We start from the raw sequence: 15,702 nt of genomic DNA on the forward strand, positions 1-15,702 counted from the left end.
CACCCGCACTTCCCTCAGAACGGAGACGTGTCATGGCCCAAGCCACCGCCGTGGCCACACCGCCCAAGGTGCCCCGGCGCCGCTCCGCGAACCCCCGCCGACTGCCCTATCTGCTCATCGCCCCCGCGGGGCTGCTGATGCTGGGCTTCATCGCCTACCCGGTGGTCAGCGTCTTCTACTACAGCCTGCAGAACTACAACGTCACCAAGCCATGGCGGAACGGCTTCGCCGGCTTCGACAACTTCACCCGGATCTTCACCGACGACGACCAGTTCTGGACGACGCTCGGCTTCAGCGCCCAGTGGGTCGTCACCCAGGTCGCGCTCCAGCTCACGCTCGGCCTCGCGCTGGCCCTGATCGTCAACCAGACCTTCATCGGCCGCGGCATCTCCCGCGCCATGGTCTTCTCCCCGTGGGCCGTCTCCGGCGTGCTGACCAGCACCATCTGGATCCTGCTCTACAACTCCTCGACCGGCTTCAGCCGTTACCTCGCGGATGCCGGGATCGGCGACTACGGCACCTCCGTGCTCTCCGACACCGGCACCGTCTTCTGGGCCGCGACCGTCGCCGAACTCTGGCGCGGGGTCCCCTTCTTCGCCATCCTCATCCTCGCCGACCTGCAGTCCGTCTCCAAGGAGCTGTACGAGGCGGCAGCGGTCGACGGCGCCGGACGGATGCGCCAGTTCTTCCACATCACCCTGCCGCACCTGCGGGACGCGATCATCCTCTCCACGCTGCTGCGCGGCGTCTGGGAGTTCAACAACGTCGACCTGCTCTACACCCTCACCGGCGGCGGACCGGCCGGCGAGACCACCACCCTGCCGCTCTACGTCGCCAACACCGGCATCGAGGGCCACGACTTCGGCTACGCCTCCGCGCTCACCACCGTCGCCTTCGTGATCCTCCTCTTCTGCTCGATCGTCTACCTGCGCCTGAGCAAGTTCGGAGGCGACCACAAGTGACTGCCGCACTCGCCGAGAAGCACACCGACACCGTCGCGGAGCCCGCACGGGACACCCCGCCGCCCACCGTGCGCCGCCGCAGGCGTGAGCGCGCCTTCGACGACGTACCGCGCTGGCAGATCTACCTGCCGCTGGGCATCTATCTGCTCTTCACCCTCATCCCGTTCTACTGGATGTTCCTCTTCGCCGTACGGCCCACCGGATCCACCTCGCTCGTGCCGTGGCCGATGACGGGGGAGCACTTCTCGAAGGTCTGGAACGAGCGCAGCTTCGCCGTCTTCTTCCAGAACAGCATGATCGTCGGCGTCTGCACGCTGATCGCCACCACGCTCGTCGCCCTCGCCGGCGGATACGCCCTGGCCCGGTTCGACTTCCGGATCAAGAACGGCTTCATGCTGGCGCTGCTCTGCTCGCAGTTCATCCCGGGCGCCCTGATGCTCGTACCGCTCTTCGAGATCTTCAAGAACCTCCAGATGATCAACTCCCTGGGGAGCGTCGTCATCGCCGAGACGGTCTTCCAGCTGCCGCTCTCCATCATCCTGATCAGCGGTTTCATCAAGAACGTCCCGGCCACGCTGGAAGAGGCGGCCTGGGTGGACGGCTGCTCGCGCTTCCGGGCCTTCTGCGCGGTGGTGCTGCCGCTGCTGCGGCCCGGACTGATAGCCGTCGGCTCCTTCGCCTTCGTGCACAGCTGGAACCACTTCCTGTTCGCCCTGATGTTCCTCAGCGAGCAGGACAAGCAGACGATCCCGGTCGGCCTGAACACCCTCATCGGCGCGGACAGCGTCGACCTGGGGGCGCTCGCCGCGGGTGGCGTGATCGCCGCGGTCCCCGTGGTGATCGTCTTCGCCTTCATCCAGAAGTGGCTGATCACCGGTTTCAGTGCCGGTGCCGTGAAGGGCTGACAGCCCTTCCGCAGCGCGCTGCCGCCACCCCCGTCCTGCCCGGTCGAGGAGACCCCCCGATGACCACAACTCCCTCAACACCGCCTGCACGTAAGCGACTCGTACGGCATTCCGTGGCTGCTGCCGCGCCGCTCGCAGACTGTGTGACCCTGCAGCCTGGAGCGCAGGCCGCGACGCTGCCCGCCATCGGTGCCGGAGCTCCGGCAGCCGCCGCCCGGGACCTCGGCCGCGAGATCCTGGCCGCCGCCGACGTGGCCCGCGGAGCCGGAGCGGGGAGGGCCGGATGAGCACGACCCCGACGCCCGTCCCGCTCGTCCTCGCCGGCGCGCGCGGTCACGGACGCTGGCATCTCGCCAACATCCGCCGCCTGCAGCACAAAGGCCTCGTCCGTCTCGTCGGCATCTGCGAACTGAATCCGCTGACCGAGGACGAACTCGCCCCCTTCGCCGGTGAACTTCCCGTCCAGTCGTCCGACTTCGGGGAGCTCCTCGACTCCACCGGCGCCCGCGCCGCCGTCATCTGCACCCCGATCCAGACCCACACCGAACTGGCCCTGGCCGCCGCCGCCCGCTCCGTCCACCTCCTGCTGGAGAAGCCGCCCGCCGCGACGTACGCCGACTTCGAGCGGATGCTCACCGGCGTGCGGTCGGCCGGCATCGCCTGTCAGGTCGGCTTCCAGTCCTTCGGCTCGCACGCCGTCCCCGCCATCCGCGAAGTCGTGGGCTCCGGCACCCTCGGGACGGTGCTGGGCATCGGCGCCGCGGGCGCCTGGGTCCGCGACGACGCCTACTACCGGCGGGCCCCCTGGGCGGGGCGGCGCAGGATCGACACGGTCGACGTCGTCGACGGTGTCCTCACCAACCCCCTCGCGCACGCCGTCGCCACCGCACTCGAACTCGCCGGCGCGGGGACCGCCGACGACGTGGCGGTCATCGAAGCCGAGCTGTTCCGCGCCCACGACATCGAGGCCGACGACACGTCATCCGTCCGCATCACCACCACCGGCGGGCTGCCGGTCACCGCGTCCGTCACCCTCTGCGCCGAACAGGCCGGGGAACCGTACGTCATCGTCCACGGCGACCGCGGCCGGATCACCTTCTGGTACAAGCAGGACCGGGTCCTCGTCCAGCGCGCCGGACACGGCCCCGAGGAGGCCGTGCACGGGCGGACCGACCTCCTGGAGAACCTCGTCGAACACCTCGCGGGCCGCGCCGAACTCCTCGTACCCCCGCACCGCACCGGGGCCTTCATGCGGGTCGTCGAAGCCGTACGGACCGCCCCGGAGCCCGTCGCGCTGCCCTCCGACGCCTGGCACACCGAGCCGGCGACCGCCTCCACCGGAGCGCGCCGGGTGGTCCGCGGCATCGACGCCCTGGTCGCGGCGGGCGCCGACACCCTCATGCTCTTCTCCGAACTCGGCGTCCCCTGGGCGCTCCCCACCGAGGTGAGTTCATCGTGACCCCCACATCCGCACTCCTCAGCTGCGCCGGACGCCCCGTCGGCCGGTACACCTATCTCCCCGCGCCCGAGGGCCGCCCCTACTTCCACCCGGTCACCACCCTCGCGGGCGTCCCGGTCACCGAGGAGCACCCCGCCGACCACCTCCACCACCTGGGCACCTCCGTCGCCGTCCCGGACGTCGCCGGGCACAACTTCTGGGGCGGCCGCACCTTCGTCCGCGACCAGGGCCCCACCGCGCTCGACAACCACGGGGTCCAGCGCCACCTCGGCTGGAAGCTCCGCGACCCGGACGGCTTCGTCGAGGAGCTCAGCTGGGAGGCGGACCACACCGAGCTGCTGCGCGAGCACCGCACCGTCGCCGCAGCCGAACTCTCCGACACCGCCTGGGCGCTGGACTTCTCCTTCTCGCTCACCAACCGCGGCACCGACGACCTCTCCATCGGCAGCCCCGCCACCAACGGCCGCCCCGGCGCCGGATACGGCGGCTTCTTCTGGCGCGCCCCGAAGGAACCCGCCGTGCCCGCCGTGTTCAGCGGATTCGGCGACGGCGAGGAAGCGGTCCACGGGCGGGTCGCCGACTGGGTGGCCATGGCGGGCGACGGCTGGACCCTTGTCTTCGCCGGAGCGACCGACGAGACCCGGCGTGACCCGTGGTTCGTGCGGACCACCCAGTACCCGGGCGTCGGCTCCTCCCTCGCAGCCGCCGAGCGGCTGCCCGTCCCGGCCGGTGCCACCGTGGTACGCCGCGTCGTCACCGTCATCGCCGACGGCCGGCTCGACCGGGCGACGGCGGCCGCGTACGTCCGCCGGGCGGTGACCGCGTGAGCCGCCCCTGGACCGCCGACCTCGGCGACGGCACCTACCGCAACCCCGTCCTGAACGCCGACTGGTCCGACCCCGACGTCGTCCGGGTCGGCGACGACTACTACCTCACCGCGTCCAGCTTCGGCCGGGTCCCGGGACTGCCGCTGCTGCACTCCCGCGACCTGGTCAATTGGACGCTCGTCGGCCACGCACTCGACCGCCTCGAACCCGCCGCCGACTTCGCCGTGCCACGCCACGACTGCGGTGTGTGGGCGCCGTCCCTCCGGCACCACGCCGGCCGGTTCTGGATCTTCTGGGGCGACCCGGACCACGGCATCCAGCAGATCAACGCCGAGTCCGTCCGCGGGCCGTGGAGCGCCCCGCATCTCGTCAAGGCGGGAAAGGGGCTGATCGACGCCTGCCCGCTGTGGGACGAGGAGACCGGCGAGGCCTACCTCGTGCACGCCTGGGCGAAGTCCCGCTCCGGCATCAAGAACCGCATCACCGGCCACCGGATGAGCCCCGACGGACGCGAACTCCTCGACGAGGGCAAGACCCTGATCGACGCGGACCGGATCCCGGGCTGGTTCACCCTCGAAGGCCCCAAGCTCTACCGGCACGACGGCGAGTTCTGGATCTTCGCCCCGGCCGGTGGGGTGACGACCGGGTGGCAGGGGGCATTCCGGTCACGGGACTTCTTCGGACCGTACGAGGAACGTGTCGTCCTCGCCCAGGGCCGCACCTCGGTCAACGGGCCGCACCAGGGCGGCTGGGTTCGAACCACGGCAGGGCACGACTGGTTCCTGCACTTCCAGGAGCGCGGGGCGTACGGGCGAGTCGTCCATCTCCAGCCGATGCGGTGGGACGGAGGGGGCACCTCCCGCTCGAGCGGAGCCGAGAGTGGGGGAGGCTGGCCGGTCCTCGGCGACCACGGCGAACCCGTCTCCGTCCACCCCAAACCCGTCGCCCCCGAGCAGCCCGCCGAAGCCCCCGCGTCCAGCGACGGCTTCCCCGGCGGGCGGTACGGCAGGCAGTGGCAGTGGACGGCGAACCACCGGCCCGGCTGGACGGTCGAGCACGCCGGGGACGGGCTGCGGCTCAGCTGCGTACGGACGGCGTACGCGCACGATCTGCGCGCGCTGCCCAACGTCCTGGTCCAGCGGCTGCCCGCCGAGACCTTCACCACCGAGGTCGGGATCACCCTCGGCAGCCGGGAGGCGGGGGCCAAGGCGGGGCTCGCCGTGCTCGGCGACGCGTTCAGCTGGATCGGTCTCGAACGCGCCGAGGACGGTGGGATACGGCTCGTGCACCGGTACGCCGAGAGCGTGGCCGAACACGAACGGGACGCCGAACACAGCCGCCCGGCACCCGAAGGTCGCGCCCGGCTCCGCATCGAGGTCACCGCGGGCGCCCGCTGCCACTTCTTTGCCGACACCGGCGACGGGGCCGGGTTCCGGTCCTCGGGCCAGCCCTTCGCCGCGGCCCCGTGGCGCTGGGTCGGCGCACTGCTCGGACTCTTCGCCACCGCACCGACCGGGGCGGGGCCCGCCGGGACGGCCGACTTCACCGACTTCCGTATCACCGCCTGACCCGCACCCCCGACCGACCAGAGATGTCCGCCGCAGACGCCGCCCACCACAGGTGTCCGACTGCCTCAGCGGCGAGGACGGCCGGGCCCGGCAGGGTGCCCACCACTGAACCCCCACGCATGCGCAGCACCGACAGAAACCAGAGAGAAGAGCCGACATGAACATCTCCACGACGCAGCGGGGGCGTGCCGCAGCAGCCGTGTCCCTCGCGGCGGTGCTCGCCCTGACCGCCACCGCCTGCGGTGACGACGGCAGCAGCAGCTCCGGCGACGAAGGAAGCGGCAAGGGCAAGATCGTCTTCTGGGACAACAACGGCGGTGTCCGCACCGACATCTGGAAGCAGGTCATCGCCGACTTCGAGAAGAAGTACCCGGAGATCGACGTCCAGTACGTCGGCGTGGCCGCCCCCGAGGCCCAGTCCAAGTACGACAACGCCATCCAGGGCGGCGGCCTGCCGGACGTCGGCGGCGTCGGCGCAGCGATGCTCGCCGGGATCGCCGCCCAGAACGCGCTGGAGCCGCTGGAGGACCGGGCCGCGAAGTCCTCCCTCGACGGCAAGCTGAACAAGAGCATGGTCGAGTCGGTGAAGGCGGCCGGCGGCTCCGACGAGCACATGTACAACGTCCCGATCTCCGCCAACAACGGCGTCCTGTACTACCGCACCGACCTGTTCAAGAAGGCGAACCTGGCCGAGCCGACCACCTGGGACACGTTCTACGCGGCGGCCGACAAGCTCACCGCGGCCAAGAAGAACGAGTTCGGCTACACCATCCGCGGCGGCGCCGGATCCATCGCGCAGGCGATGGACGCGATGTACGGGCAGTCCGGCATCACGTCCTTCTGGGACCCGAGCGGAGAGAAGACCACGCTCAACGACCCGAAGAACGTCCAGGCGCTGGAGAAGTACGCGGGCCTCTTCAAGAAGGTCACCCCGTCCGCCGACCTCAACAACGACTTCATCAAGATGGTCGCCCAGTGGGACTCCGGCACCATCGGCATGCTGAACCACAACCTGGGCTCCTACCAGGACCACGTGAAGGCGCTGAGTACCGACAAGTTCCGCGGTATTCCGCAGCCCACCGGCCCCGGCGGCAAGCGGGTGCAGGTCTCCAACCCGGTCGACGGCCTCGGCCTGTTCAAGAGCTCCAAGAACAAGGAGGCCGCCTGGAAGTTCATCGAGTTCGCCGCCTCCCACGAGGCGAACTCGAAGTTCAACGAGACGGCGGGCCTTATCCCGGCCAACACGGAGGCCGCCCAGGACGCCTGGATCTCCAAGGCGGAGCCGACCAAGCTCGCGGCCCAGGCCCTCACCGACGGTTCCACCAGCATCGTCCAGCTCCCGTACTACCTGCCGGACTGGAACACCATCAGCAAGGCCGACAACGAGCCCGAGTTCCAGAAGGTGCTCCTCGGCAAGACCACCGCGAGGGCCTTCCTGGACAAGATGGCCGACGAGCTGAACAAGGCCCAGGCGGAGTGGAAGGACCAGAACAAGAGCTGACACGGACGTCCGTCACGTCACGGCCGACACCCCGGTGACCGGAGGCCGGCGGCGGTCCGGGTCGCGCCCCGCCGCCGGTCCCTCCCGACGACCCCGCCGCGATGCGGGAACTAGTGCCGTGACCGGCAAAGCTTGCCGGGAGGGGCACTAGCCGCCGAGGCGCACGTACCCCTGCTCGACCTGCAGGCCCTCACCCTCGCCCGCCGAGCAGCTCACCTCGGGCGCCGGCTGGACCCCGACCCTGCGCACCCGGATCGACAACCCGCACGCCGTACCGGGCATCGTCGACCCCGGCGCCGGAGCGGGCAAGGGCTGCTGACCGACGGATCGTCAACAAGCCGTCGGAACGACAGCCGTTGCTCGTCCGCCGGCCCACGGATCCCCTCGGTGCGGAGCGGTCACATGGCTGCGGCAAGCGGTTACTATGCCGCCGTCGTGTCCATCGCACCACACCCGTCCGAGGGGATCCCGCGTTGCGTCACCCACTGCTTCCCGCCCTGTTCTGCACCGGGCTCGTCGCCGCCACCAGCCTGCTCACCGGCACGGCCGCGACCGCCGCCGCTCCCGTCCCGTCCGCCGGCCCCACCTCCTCCGCCGCCGAGGCGACCGCGCCGGCCACCGACGTGCGCGAACGACTGGACCGGATACCGGGGCTCACCGTCGTCTCGCAGACCATCAAGGAGGGATTCCCCTACTACACCCTCACGCTGACCCAGCCGATCGACCACCAGCACCCTGAGCGCGGCACGTTCGAGCAGCGCCTCACGCTCTGGCACAAGTCCGTGACCGCGCCGATGGTCCTCTACACCGGCGGCTACTCGCTCTCCAGCTCCACCCGCGAGATCACCACGCTTCTCGGCGCCAACCAGGTCAGTATCGAGCACCGCTACTTCAGCCGGTCCCGCCCCGCGACGGTCGACTGGAACGACCTGAACGTCCAGCAGGAGGCGAGTGACGAACATGCCGTCGTCCAGGCCCTCAAGACGATCTACGGGGCCAAGTGGCTGGGCACGGGCGCGTCGAAGGGCGGGATGACGCAGGTCTACCACGAGCGCTTCTACCCGGACGACCTGGACGCCGTCGTCGCGTACGTCGCACCGGACGACGCCGCCAACAACGACGACAGCGGCTACGAGAAGTTCTTCCGGACCGTCGGCACCCCTGAATGCCGGGCCGCCCTGAACGCCGTGCAGCGCGAGATGCTGGTCCGGCGGGATCGGATGCTGCCCCGCTTCGAGGCCACCGCCGAGGAGCAGGGCCTCACCTTCCAGTACCTCGGATCGGCCGACCGGGCCTACAAGTTCTCCGTACTGGACCAGGTGTGGAACTTCTGGCAGAGCGGTACGTACGCCGACTGCCCGGCCATCCCCGACGCGAGGACCGCCACCGATGACGAGCTGTACACCTGGTCGCTGGGGCACGGACTGAGCCCGTACGCCGACCAGGGCAACGGCGCCGAGGGCAGCGGACCGTACTACCGGCAGGCCGCCGCCCAACTGGGCTGGGCCGACCTCAAGTTCAAGCATCTGGCCGACGTCCGCCACTACCCCGGCATCTACCAGCCCAACTCGGTGCTGCCCGCGGACATGCGGGTCGGGTACGACGGGCGCACCATCAAGGACGTCGACCGCTGGGTCGCCACCCGCGGCGAGCGGATGATGTTCGTCTACGGACAGAACGACCCGTGGAGCGCCGAGCGGTTCGAGCCGAGCAAGCACGACTCCATGCTCTTCGAGGCACCGAACAGCAACCACGGCGCCCTGATCTCCAAGCTGAAGCCCGCGGACCGGGCCGCGGCGGAGGCGACCGTGAAACGGTGGGCGGGCCAGTGACGACCCACCCACCGCGGACGATCGGGTGCACGACAGAGAGTGGATCAGGTCGTTAGTGCGACGGGCCGAAGTCGTCGCGCACAGAGGCCGGTTGGCCCGTCGTACGGACGGCGCGCGCCGTCACGTCGTCGCCCCGGGTGTCCCGGTCGCCCTCCGCGTGGTTGTACTGCCCGGCGAACGTGTGCGTGCCGACCGGCACCGTCCGGCCCGGCTTCAGCGTCCAGCGGTAGACGAGGAAATCGCCCTTCTCCTGCGCGGAGGCGACGAAGTCCTGCTCCGGCAGGGAGCGCCAGGAACCGGTCGTGTTCACCCCGCCGGTGAGCGCGATCCGCAGCTCGACGGTGAGGCCGGAGAGCGGCTGCTGCGTCTGCAGCGTCACATTGCTCTGGGCCCAGTACCTGTTGCTGTGCGGGTCGACGGCGCCGTCGACCCGGAGCGGTCCGTCCTCGGTGGGCAGTGCGCCGCCCCGGGCCGGCGGTTTCGACGCCGGAGCGGGCGAGGCGGGCGGGCCCACCACCTGCTTTCCGCGCGGGTCCCCACCGCCCGCCGACGTGACCGCGTAGGCCCCTGCGGCCAGTACCGCGCAGACCGCCGCCATCGCCCCGGCGACCCGCAGCCACGGCATCGCCCCGCGCGGCGCCCGCGGCGTACGGGCGGACGGCGTGTCCGTCATTCCGCGCTCGATCCGTGCCAGCATCCGCTCCCGGTCGGGGCGGTGCGCCTCGGCAGCCGTACGCAGCCGCTCACGCAGCTCGTCGTCCATCAGTGTCTTCCTCCGCTGCGCTGCGCCGCGACGGCCACCCGTACCTGCGCGGCGGGCGTATCGGGACCGAGCAGCCGCTGCAGCTCCGCGACGGCGCGCGAGGTCTGGCTCTTCACCGTGCCCACGGATATCCCGAGCACCAGAGAGGTGTCCCGCTCCGACAGGTCGAAGGCGTGCCGCAGCACCACGCACGCCCGCTTGCGGAACGGCAGCCTGCGCAGCGCCCCCTGGACATCGACGACCACCGACACATCGGGATCGTCGACCGCGCACCCGTCCCCGGCCCCGCGCGGCGCCCAGAACAGGGCGATCCTGCGCCGCTCGCGCACCGCGCTGCGGATCCGGGTACGGGCGAGGTTGGCGACGACGCCGCGCGCGTACGCGACGGGATGGTCGGCGTTCCTCACCCGGTCCCAGCGGTGCCAGAGGGCCAGCAGAGCATCGGCAGCCAGATCGTCCGCGGCGTCGGCCTCGCCGGTGAGCAGATGGGCGAGCCGGGCGAGTTCGGCGTAATGGGCCTCGAAGAACTCATGGAACTCGGCGGCAGCGGCATCGTCGACGACCGTGCCCGCGGGTACCTCTCTCTGCACTCGAATCCCTGTGACGCGCGTGGTCCGACTGTGTACGGTTCCCGTTCCCACCCGCGGAATGCGGGCGGGGCGAGAGCGTATCAGCGCATCCCGGAAGCGCTTCGACGCGGGTGCGCGATCCACGTAAGGCGTAACACGGCGAAAACCTGAAGACCCTGTGTCCGAAGGAACAATCCAGCTACCCACCGAGGGACTTTCACCCACCCAGGAGCACCCATGCCGGACAGCACCCTGCAACGCGATGCCGTGGACAGCACCGTGCAACGCAATGCCGTCGACCGTTACTTCGCCATCAGTGACCGCGGCTCGACCTTCGGACGCGAGATACGCGGCGGTTTCGCCACCTTCTTCACCATGGCCTACATCCTGGTCCTCAACCCGATCATTCTCGGCTCGGCCGAGGACAAGTTCGGCGCCCATCTCTCCGGTCCCCAGCTCGTCACCGCCACCGCTCTGGTGGCCGCCGTGATGACCGCGATCATGGGGCTCGGCGGCAATCTGCCGCTCGCCATCGCCGCCGGACTCGGCCTCAACGCCGTCGTCGCCTTCCAGATCGCACCATTGATGAGCTGGCCCGACGCGATGGGGCTGATCGTCCTCGAAGGTCTGCTGATCTGCGCCCTGGTCGTCACCGGGCTGCGCGAGGCCGTCATGCGGGCCATTCCGTCCGCCCTCAAGCAGGCGATCAGCGTCGGCATCGGGCTCTTCATCGCGTTCATCGGCTTCATCGACGCGGGCTTCGCCACCCGCATCCCCGGCGACACCGGTTCCGTACCCGTCCAGCTCGGCGCCACCGGGCAGCTCTCCGGCTGGCCGGTTCTGGTCTTCTGCCTCGGTGTGCTGCTGACCGTCGCGCTGCTCGCCCGGAAGGTGAAGGGCGCCATCCTCATCAGCATCGTCGTGATGACCATCGTCGCGATCGTCATCAACGAGATCGCGGACATCGCCCCGGCCGCCTGGGGTCTGACCGTGCCGGCCGTCCCCGACGACATCGTGGCCGCCCCGGACTTCGGTCTCATCGGCGCCTTCAGCCTTTTCGGGGCGTTCCAGCAGGTCGGCGTCGTCACCATCGTCCTGCTGGTCTTCACCCTGATCCTCAGCGACTTCTTCGACACGATGGGCACGGTCGTCGGTGTCTCCAACGAGGCCGGACTCCTCGACGAGCAGGGCAAGGTCCCGAACCTCGGCCGGGTCCTGCTGATCGACGGCGCCGCCGCCGTGGCGGGCGGCGCGGCCTCGGCGTCCTCCAACACGTCGTACATCGAGTCCGCGGCCGGCGTCGGCGAGGGCGCCCGCACCGGCTTCGCCTCGCTGGTGACCGGTGCGCTGTTCGCCGTCGCCCTGTTCCTCACCCCGCTCGCCACGGTCGTCCCCGCCCAGGCCGCCGCCCCCGCCCTGATCGCTGTCGGCTTCCTGCTGATGGCTCAGGTCCGGCACATCGACTGGGAGCGGTACGAGATCGCCATCCCGGCCTTCCTCACGATCGCCGTGATGCCCTTCACGTACTCGATCACCAACGGCATCGGGGCGGGCTTCCTCGCGTACGTGGTCATCAAGACCGTCCTCGGCAAGGCGCGCGAAGTGCACTGGCTGCTCTGGGGAGCCTCGGTACTGTTCGCGGTCTACTTCGCGATCGACCCGATCGAGCAGCTGCTCGGCGTGAAGTAGCCGCGTCGGCGGGGCGGTCCGGGCCGGTCAGGTCCCGAACGCGCGCAACGCGGCCCGCGCCGCCCCGCACAGCTCGTCGTCCTCCGGCACGGATTCCCAGCCGCCGTGCCGGACCGGGCGTTCATCGGCGGCCAGCACGGCACGCAGGGCCGGGGCCGCCGCGGCGGCGGGCGGGCCGATCTCGGCGAGGCGGTGGACGGCCGTGATCGTCGCCCGGTAGGCGTATCTGCCCTCCTGCAGCGGGCTCAGCAGCCCGAGCAGAGCGGGTACCGCCTCACTGCTCCCACCGGTGATCTGCCACAGGGCGTAGCCGCACCTCAGCGGAAGCCAGCCCTCCTTGTGCTCGGGAAGCAGGGCCCGTATCCGCTCGGCGTACGGCGCCGCGGACGGGCCCAGTTCGCCGAGGAAGCCCACCACCTCCTCGCGGCCCCAGCGGGCGTCGAACGCCGGCAGCAGCACATCGAGCGCGGGTTGCGGATCGCCGGTCAGCCGCCAGTACGCCACCCGCAGCCGCGATACGGCGAAATCCTCCGCCGGTGCGTCGATCAGCGCCCGCAGACGAGGGCGCGGGACGGCGTCGGCCGCCACCGGACCGATCGCGGCGAGGGCGTCGAGCGCCCAGACCGCCGCATCGGTGTCCAGCAGTGACAGCAGCTCGGGGACAGCGGGCGCGGCTGCTCGGCCCCAGGCCGTCAACACCTGGCACAGGGCCCGCCGTTCGTCCTTGAGCGTCGCCGCCGCGAGCCGACGCCGCAGCGGATCCAGCAGCTCGTCGGCGCACCCGGCCAGCGGCGCGAGGGTGTCCAGCAGCGCCAGTCGGTACATCCACCAGCCGTCGGCGTGCGACTGATGCAGGGCGAAGCCGAGCCGGCCCCCGGACAGCCGGTCCACCACGGGACCCAGACAGCGCCGGTCGCCGAGCCGGGCGAGCGCCCAGACCGCGGTGTCCTGCGCATCCGCGTACACCTCGTCGCCCGTGCACAGGGCTGCCAGACCGTCGGCCCACGGCCGGGCGGCCTCGCCGCACATGCCGAGTACCCGCGCGGCGAACTGCCGGTTCTCCGGCTCGGCGTCGGTGAGCAGTCCTGCGACAGCGGGCAGCAGCACGGGTACGGGGGAGCGCCAAGTGCTGAGCACCTCGGCGGCGGTCCGCAGCGCTCCCGTGCGATGCCCCGCCTGCGGGTGGCCGAGGAGCCGCAGGGACAGTTCCGTACGGACGTCGCGGTCCGGTCCGAACGCCGCGGCCGTCCACGGCACCAGCGCCGCCGCGTTCCGGAACCCCCACTCGTTCTGCCCCCGTTCGCCGAACCGGGCATCCCGCAGGACCGATACGACCGTCTCCAGATGTTCCGGGTCCCGCTGCTCCGGGAGGGCCCGTCGCAGCGCGGTGACCGCCGCGAGCCGCTCAGCCGGGGAACCCTGACCGGCGATGTCCCGCAACCGGTCGCGGGTGGAGGTCAGTCCGGGCGCCCGCAGCAGCAGCTTCCCGGCCGCCTCGACGAGCTTTGACCGCACCTCCCCGTTCGGCTCCGCGTCCGACCGCGCCCACAGCGCCTCGCTCACCGCCTCCGCCTCCCCGGCGGCATGCGACAGCGGCTGGGCAACTGCCCGGCGCACCCCCGGATCGGAGTCGTCCAGCAGCGTGAGCAGCACGGGCAGCGCCCCGGTCCACGCCGCGGACCAGCCGGCGTCGACGAACCGGCGCTCCGCCTCCCAGCAGCCGACCCGGGCCAGACTGCCGACGAGCTGCAGCAGTTCCTCGCGGACCGTCACCACCGGGTCGGCGGCCAGCGCCACCAGATACGGCAGCAGCGGCGGCGCGGCCGAACAGATCTGACCGCCCTGGTGGTAGACGGAGGTGAGCATCCCCTCCACCGCGTCATCCGCACGCTCCGGCGCGTACACGTCGCGCACCCAGCCCGGCACCTCGACCGCGGAGCCGTACACATGCTCCAGCGCGGCCCAGTCGGTCCGGTCCAGTCCGTCGAGCGTGCGGGGGTCAGAAGGCGCGGAGGTCATGATCCCGATTTTGACAGCCGCGGCCGGCCCTCCGCGCCCGGTTTTCTCACCCCTGGAGCGCCGCCTTCATCATCTTCTGCGCGATCGGCGCCGCCAGGCCGTTGCCGCTGACCTCCGAGCGGGCCGAGCCCGAGTCCTCCACGACCACGGCGACCGCGACCTCCTTGCCGGTGGACGCCGACTTCGCGTACGAGGTGAACCAGGCGTACGGCGTGTTGCTGTTGCCCACGCCGTTCTGCGCGGTGCCCGTCTTGCCGCCGACCTCCGCCCCGTCGATCCGGGCGTTGGTGCCGGTGCCCTGCTCGACGACGGTGACCATCGCGCTGCGCAGCTGCTCGGCGGTCGAGGCGGAGACGACCCGCTTCGTGTCGCCGTCCGCGAACTCCTGCAGGGTGTTGCCCTCGGAGTCCGCCACCTTCGACACCATGTGCGGGGCCGCCAGCTCACCGCCGTTGGCGAGGGCCGAGGAGACCATGGCCATCTGCAGCGGGGTCGCGGTGACCTCGAACTGGCCGATGCCTGTCAGCGCCGTCTGCGCCTTGTCCATCCCCGACGGGTAGAGGCTCTCGGAGGCGCGCACCGGGACGTCCAGCTTCGCTGTGTTGAAGCCGAACTTCTCGGCCATCGCCCGCACCTTGTCCTGGCCGAGATCGGCGGCGGCCTTCGCGAAGACGTTGTTGCAGGAGTACTGGAGCGCCGTGCGCAGCGTGGCGTTCTCGCAGGGTGCGGACGCGCTCTCGTTTCTCAGGACGGTGGTGGTGCCGGGCAGCGTGTACGGGTCGGGGCTGTCCGTGCGCTCGTCGACCGAGCTGTAGAGACCGTTCTCCAGCGCGGCCGACGCCACCACCAGCTTGAACGTCGATCCGGGCGCCAGCGGCTGCCGCAGAGCACGGTTGACCAGTGGCTTGTCCGGGTCGGAGAGCAGCTTCTTCCACACGTCGCCGTCGTTCGTCCCACTGATCTTCGACGGGTCGTACGAGGGGGTGGAGACCATTCCCAGAATCTTCCCGGTCGCGGGGTCGATCGCGACGGCCGCGCCCTTGTCGCCGCCGAGCGCCTCGTACGCCGCCTTCTGCACATCCGGGTCGATCGTCGTCAGCACACTGCCGGGCGAGGTCTGCTTGCCCGTCACCACGTCGACGGGGTTCTTCAGCCGGTCGTCCGTGCCGTCGAGCACATGGCTGTAGATCCCTTCGAGCTGGGTGGCGCCGTACGCCTGCGAGCTGTACCCGGTGACGGCGGCATAGAGCTCGCCCTGCGTGTACGTGCGCTTGTACGCGAGATCGCTGCCCCGGGTCCTCTCCGATCCGGTGACCGGTGATCCGGCCACGATGATGTCGCCGAGCGGCTGCGCGTACTGCGCGATGGTGTTCCGCCGGTTGTGGTCGTTGTCCGCGAGTGCCTGGGCCTGGTACGCCTGCACCCAGGTCGCCCGCCCCAGCAGGGCGAGGACCAGCAGCAGGCAGAAGACCGAGGTGTGCCTGATTGTTCTGTTCATCCCGCTGGAGGGACGAGCGGCGGCGTCCGGCGCGTTCCCGTCTGTGCCGCTTCTCACTCATTCTTCATACTGCGCGTCAGGGGGCCTGGGTCAGCCGGGCGTGATCACGG

14 protein-coding genes are annotated in these 15,702 nt (G+C 70.7%); 9 read left to right on the forward strand and 5 right to left on the reverse strand.

What is annotated here, in order from left to right; translation table 11 throughout:
• Positions 1–32: 32 nt before the first annotated feature.
• The 7 genes from OG972_RS30890 (at position 33) to OG972_RS30920 (ending at position 7,222) form a co-directional block, all read left to right on the forward strand.
• Positions 33–962 carry a carbohydrate ABC transporter permease gene (locus OG972_RS30890; RefSeq protein ID WP_266987015.1) on the forward strand — a complete coding sequence of 310 codons (930 nt, stop codon included), beginning with the start codon at positions 33–35 and terminating at the stop codon, positions 960–962.
• Positions 959–1,867 carry a carbohydrate ABC transporter permease gene (locus tag OG972_RS30895; protein ID WP_266987017.1) on the forward strand — a complete coding sequence of 303 codons (909 nt, stop codon included), beginning with the start codon at positions 959–961 and terminating at the stop codon, positions 1,865–1,867. The genes OG972_RS30890 and OG972_RS30895 overlap by 4 nt, the downstream gene beginning before the upstream one ends.
• Positions 1,868–2,010: 143 nt before the next feature.
• Positions 2,011–2,154 carry a hypothetical protein gene (locus tag OG972_RS30900; RefSeq protein WP_266987019.1) on the forward strand — a complete coding sequence of 48 codons (144 nt, stop codon included), beginning with the start codon at positions 2,011–2,013 and terminating at the stop codon, positions 2,152–2,154.
• Positions 2,151–3,326 carry a Gfo/Idh/MocA family protein gene (locus OG972_RS30905; protein ID WP_266987021.1) on the forward strand — a complete coding sequence of 392 codons (1,176 nt, stop codon included), beginning with the start codon at positions 2,151–2,153 and terminating at the stop codon, positions 3,324–3,326. Before OG972_RS30900 ends, OG972_RS30905 begins: the two co-directional genes overlap by 4 nt.
• On the forward strand, positions 3,320–4,153 hold the full coding sequence (locus OG972_RS30910; RefSeq protein WP_266990809.1) for a PmoA family protein: 834 nt from the start codon (positions 3,320–3,322) through the stop codon (positions 4,151–4,153). The genes OG972_RS30905 and OG972_RS30910 overlap by 7 nt, the downstream gene beginning before the upstream one ends.
• A complete protein-coding gene (locus OG972_RS30915; protein ID WP_266987023.1) occupies positions 4,150–5,721 on the forward strand; it encodes a glycoside hydrolase 43 family protein in 1,572 nt (523 codons plus the stop codon). Before OG972_RS30910 ends, OG972_RS30915 begins: the two co-directional genes overlap by 4 nt.
• Before the next feature lie 157 nt (positions 5,722–5,878).
• Positions 5,879–7,222 (forward strand): sugar ABC transporter substrate-binding protein, encoded by a 1,344-nt coding sequence (locus OG972_RS30920; RefSeq protein WP_266987025.1) that lies wholly within the window; start codon positions 5,879–5,881, stop codon positions 7,220–7,222.
• Positions 7,223–7,369: 147 nt separating this feature from the next.
• On the opposite strand, the gene OG972_RS30925 is transcribed toward OG972_RS30920, so the two are convergent.
• Positions 7,370–7,504, reverse strand: coding sequence for a hypothetical protein (locus OG972_RS30925; protein ID WP_266987027.1), 135 nt, complete (start codon positions 7,502–7,504; stop codon positions 7,370–7,372).
• 191 nt (positions 7,505–7,695) lie between these two features.
• Here OG972_RS30925 and OG972_RS30930 point away from each other — a divergent pair, with 191 nt between their 5' ends.
• Positions 7,696–9,054, forward strand: coding sequence for a S28 family serine protease (locus OG972_RS30930; protein ID WP_266987029.1), 1,359 nt, complete (start codon positions 7,696–7,698; stop codon positions 9,052–9,054).
• A 52-nt stretch (positions 9,055–9,106) separates the two neighbouring features.
• Here the strand turns inward: OG972_RS30930 and OG972_RS30935 are convergent, their stop codons facing one another.
• Positions 9,107–9,817 (reverse strand): hypothetical protein, encoded by a 711-nt coding sequence (locus OG972_RS30935; protein ID WP_266987031.1) that lies wholly within the window; start codon positions 9,815–9,817, stop codon positions 9,107–9,109.
• A complete protein-coding gene (locus OG972_RS30940) occupies positions 9,817–10,407 on the reverse strand; it encodes a SigE family RNA polymerase sigma factor (RefSeq protein WP_266987033.1) in 591 nt (196 codons plus the stop codon). Before OG972_RS30940 ends, OG972_RS30935 begins: the two co-directional genes overlap by 1 nt.
• A gap of 216 nt (positions 10,408–10,623) precedes the next feature.
• On the opposite strand from OG972_RS30940, the gene OG972_RS30945 reads away from it, so the two are divergent.
• Positions 10,624–12,075: an NCS2 family permease gene (locus tag OG972_RS30945; protein ID WP_266987035.1), complete on the forward strand. Its 1,452-nt coding sequence runs from the start codon at positions 10,624–10,626 to the stop codon at positions 12,073–12,075.
• A gap of 27 nt (positions 12,076–12,102) precedes the next feature.
• Here OG972_RS30945 and OG972_RS30950 read toward each other — a convergent pair whose 3' ends face one another.
• Positions 12,103–14,094 (reverse strand): hypothetical protein, encoded by a 1,992-nt coding sequence (locus OG972_RS30950; protein WP_266987037.1) that lies wholly within the window; start codon positions 14,092–14,094, stop codon positions 12,103–12,105.
• Positions 14,095–14,140: 46 nt separating this feature from the next.
• The gene (locus tag OG972_RS30955) at positions 14,141–15,592 is read right to left on the reverse strand and encodes a penicillin-binding protein 2 (RefSeq protein WP_266987039.1); all 1,452 of its coding nucleotides are present in this window, start codon (positions 15,590–15,592) and stop codon (positions 14,141–14,143) included.
• Positions 15,593–15,702: the final 110 nt, after the last annotated feature.

Origin of the sequence: Streptomyces sp. NBC_01669 (assembly GCF_026339735.1) — a bacterium.
GTDB lineage: Bacteria > Actinomycetota > Actinomycetes > Streptomycetales > Streptomycetaceae > Streptomyces > Streptomyces yanii.

Excerpts from the sequence above, each read along its gene's own strand:
- OG972_RS30890 (WP_266987015.1), top strand. The coding sequence starts at position 33 with ATGGCCCAAGCCACCGCCGTGGCCACACCGCCCAAGGTGCCCCGGCGC.
- OG972_RS30905 (WP_266987021.1), top strand. The coding sequence starts at position 2,151 with ATGAGCACGACCCCGACGCCCGTCCCGCTCGTCCTCGCCGGCGCGCGC.
- OG972_RS30920 (WP_266987025.1), top strand. The coding sequence starts at position 5,879 with ATGAACATCTCCACGACGCAGCGGGGGCGTGCCGCAGCAGCCGTGTCC.
- OG972_RS30925 (WP_266987027.1), bottom strand. The coding sequence starts at position 7,504 with ATGCCCGGTACGGCGTGCGGGTTGTCGATCCGGGTGCGCAGGGTCGGG.
- OG972_RS30935 (WP_266987031.1), bottom strand. The coding sequence starts at position 9,817 with ATGGACGACGAGCTGCGTGAGCGGCTGCGTACGGCTGCCGAGGCGCAC.
- OG972_RS30945 (WP_266987035.1), top strand. The coding sequence starts at position 10,624 with ATGCCGGACAGCACCCTGCAACGCGATGCCGTGGACAGCACCGTGCAA.
- OG972_RS30950 (WP_266987037.1), bottom strand. The coding sequence starts at position 14,094 with ATGACCTCCGCGCCTTCTGACCCCCGCACGCTCGACGGACTGGACCGG.
- OG972_RS30955 (WP_266987039.1), bottom strand. The coding sequence starts at position 15,592 with ATGAACAGAACAATCAGGCACACCTCGGTCTTCTGCCTGCTGCTGGTC.